Source organism: Paraburkholderia sp. (assembly GCF_034668105.1).
Taxonomy (GTDB): Bacteria; Pseudomonadota; Gammaproteobacteria; order Burkholderiales; family Burkholderiaceae; genus Paraburkholderia.
The window spans coordinates 1-3,228 of the sequence record NZ_JAXDPY010000170.1; the positions used below are offsets into that span (position 1 = coordinate 1).

A 3,228-nucleotide genomic window follows, 5' to 3' on the forward strand; every position below is an offset into this window, starting at 1 on the left:
GGTGCGCGGCTTGCCGCGCCATTTTTGTGGGCAGGTTGCCGCCATTGCTGATGCAAGTCAGGGTTTTACGCTGGCGTTGGCAACCCAAATAATCAAGTCTTGCGCTGGGCCAGGCCTCATTTCGCCAGGCACGCGTAAACGCATTGAGGAGATACGTCGTTGGCCGATAGGACACGCAGGATCTCGAAGTCATCGCAGCAATGGAGCGGCCCGATGCGCACCATTCTCAGGAATTTCGCCATGGCGCTCGTCGCCACCGCCATGCTTGGTGGTTACATGGCCTACGGTCAGGATATTCGGCCGCGACGCGCGGTCGATACCGCCGCGGTGGCACCGACCTCGCCAGCCAGCCTGCCGCTCGGGATCGGCGATAAACTCAAGATCTCGTTTTACGAAACGATCGATGTTCAGGCCGCGAAGCAGGGCAGCCGGGACGGTGCCGAGCCACAAGGGCCGCTGCGAACCTTCTATCAACGGATGGATCTCAGTGGGGACTACGCAATCGAGCAGGACGGCGCGATTTCGATCCCGCTTCTCGGGCGGTTCCTGGCCGACGGACGGGCTCTTGACGACGTGCGGGGCGACCTGGCGGTCTCGTTCACGTCCGTGATGGGGCGCAGCGCAAATATCGATGTGAAGATCCTTGACCGTTCTCCGATTTATGTGGTGGGAGCGGTGAAAACCCCCGGCGCCTACAAGCACGTGCCCGGAATGATCGTGCTGCATGCGGTGGCGCTCGCCGGCGGTCTCGATCGCGGTGACGGAAATCTATCGGGCATGATCGAGGGCGTTCGGGAGTCCGAGCGGTTACGAAGCCTGACCCTCCAGGTCAAACAGCTGCTCGCCCGCCGTTCGCGGCTGGAAGCGGAGCGCGATGGAGAATCCATATTGCCGGTACCTGTTCAACTTGCCAACCTGGCAGGCGAGAGAACCGCACGCACCTTCCTTGCCGCGGAGAGCACGATCCTGCGTGCCGAACAGGCGAGGCGTCTGCAACAAGCCAAGGAGATCGCGTTGAAGGTCGCGTCCGGGCGGAACGAGGTGGAAGCCCTGAAGCGCAAGCTTGACCAGATCGAAATTCAAAAGAACATGAGGACCGAGCGTCTCGACGATCTGCAAAAACTCAAGGACCGCGGCTGGGTGACGAGCAATAATGTCGTCATCCTGCGCACCGAGTTGTCTGACATCGAGTCGCGTCGTCAGGACTATGTCGTCGCAATCGTGCAGGCGGAAGCGCGTCTGGCGGAAGCGGAACAGGCCAACGCACGGCTATCGTCGGAAACCACGGAGAATCTGGCCAACGCCATGGCCACGGTCGACAAGGAGGTTGCCGTCGCGCAGGAAGCGATGGTATCCGCGAGGACGCTGGCGACGGTACTCAGCAGATCCAGTGGCTCTGCCTCGCAAACGGTCGCCTACGAGATTGTACGTCAGTCGAAAGACGGCGCCAGAACACTGCAGGCGACGGAGACCTCTCCGTTGATGCCGGGGGACGTCCTGAAGATCAATCCCAGCGGTGCCGCGGCCGCAATTCGTCCCAGTTCAATGGCTCCCCTGCCGCAGCCGGACCCATCGATACCGTATGTTCGCGCAGCAAACGAAAACTGACGTCTCCCGGCTGACGTTAGCGAGCGTCCGAGGACATCGAATGGTGGGAGCTAGTCGAAGTAGAACGCGTCGTCGGCGCGCATAGCGATATCGAACGGCCTTGCGAACTCCCGCGTAGAGACTCGAACGTCCCCGCAAACGCCGTCCGCGATCCTCTCATCTTCAAAAAATCACCATGCGCCAGGCGAAGCCGGGATGCAGTTGCGCCCGGTCGATCAGTCCGCCATTCGAGCCGGCCCGGCGAATGCGCTGATCAGGCCGGCGCCGGTTGTGCAGCTTCAAGGAACGCACAAACTGATGTCGTCGCCAACACGCGCGTTCTGGCCGGATTGAGCAACGGTTGCAAAGATCGAACACTGGAATTTGCGGATGAGGCTGAACTGCTTGGGCCGGGGTGTAAGCGTCGTGGTCACCGGAAGAGTTCGTCGTACGCAGGACGGACAACGAGCTCGAGACGGATCACGCCGATAGATGGAAATAAGCGCAAGCCTGGGAACCCGAACTGCCCCGCGCAGCGGCAGCCGTCGTGTCCGCGTGGGGATGTCGAGGCAAATAAAGCCGTCTCCAGGATCTATCTTTCGGACAAGGCAATAGTCCCAAAGGTATTATGCCGTGGCTCTTTTGGCGTACTCCGTCGTGGCCGTGATGACCATTAGAGAGCAGGTTGGTCCCGCTAAATCTCTATCGCAGTGTAATCCTTTTGTTTCCGAGCGCCCAACGTTCAAGAGTGGTAACTTTTGATCAATGTAACTTTCCATTCCTAAGTGTTCCAAAATCAGAGCGTTCCAAGACCGAGTGTTCCCTAACCTAAGTGTTTAAGTGTTCCAGGGCTGGCTTTTCAAAATTTCAGGGCAACGGTGAGGCCTCACCTCGTCTCGATGGTGAGCGCCCCCGGAGAGGGCTTTTCAAATGATTCCCCGGCAGATGGCGCTGGTCGATGGTGCGCGACCAGCGCTCCTACCTCAATCGGTTGCAAGTTCGGCGCGAGATAATACGGAGGGGGTTCGATTTGTTGAAGCCGCCTTCGCGCAGGGTGATTGTTTACACCTGCGTCCGCAACAGCGCGTTCCACTTCCGCCCCCCGAAAAAGTTATCGTCTTGCGAGAAGGCATGCTCGCAATTGATGCGATGCCGGCAAAAGGGAAACTGCAAGTACTGGATTTTCTGGTGGCGGGAGACGTCGTATCGGCCTCGACCATTCTCCCCACGCCAGGGATATCGTTACGAGCAATTACCAGCGCATCGCTGGTTTCGCTGGATCATCCGGCGGTGGACCGGGCAGTGCCGGCTCATGATTATTGGACGTTCCTGGTCGCGCAATGTCTGAATCAACTGGCTCGCGTGAATATTCATCAACTGATGATTGGTCGTCTTGAGACAGAGCCGCGCGTGGCCTCCTTCATTCTGGGGCTGGCGCTGAGGAATGCCCGCGACGGCGCGCGAGAAATTTCCGTTCCGCTGCCAATGTCACGCACCGACATTGCGAATTATCTCGTCATCAACTGTGACACGTTGAGCAGAACGATGATGAAGTTATGCGATAGCGGTGTGATCGAACGAGAGAGCCGGCATGCTATTCGCGTCATGGATGTCGATGCGCTGAAAAAGAAATCGCCTCTT

General features: G+C 58.8%; 2 protein-coding genes. Both read left to right on the forward strand.

Features of this window, described 5'->3' with window-relative positions; translation table 11 throughout:
• Positions 1–213: 213 nt before the first annotated feature.
• Positions 214–1,608: a polysaccharide biosynthesis/export family protein gene (locus tag QOC89_RS08015; protein ID WP_323044534.1), complete on the forward strand. Its 1,395-nt coding sequence runs from the start codon at positions 214–216 to the stop codon at positions 1,606–1,608.
• Between the two features lie 924 nt (positions 1,609–2,532).
• Positions 2,533–3,228, forward strand: a 696-nt coding sequence (locus QOC89_RS08020; protein WP_323044535.1) for a Crp/Fnr family transcriptional regulator, incomplete at its 3' end; no start/stop codon positions are given.

Bases quoted from the DNA above. Each gene is read 5' to 3' on its own strand.
- QOC89_RS08015 (WP_323044534.1), top strand. From the start codon at position 214: ATGCGCACCATTCTCAGGAATTTCGCCATGGCGCTCGTCGCCACCGCC.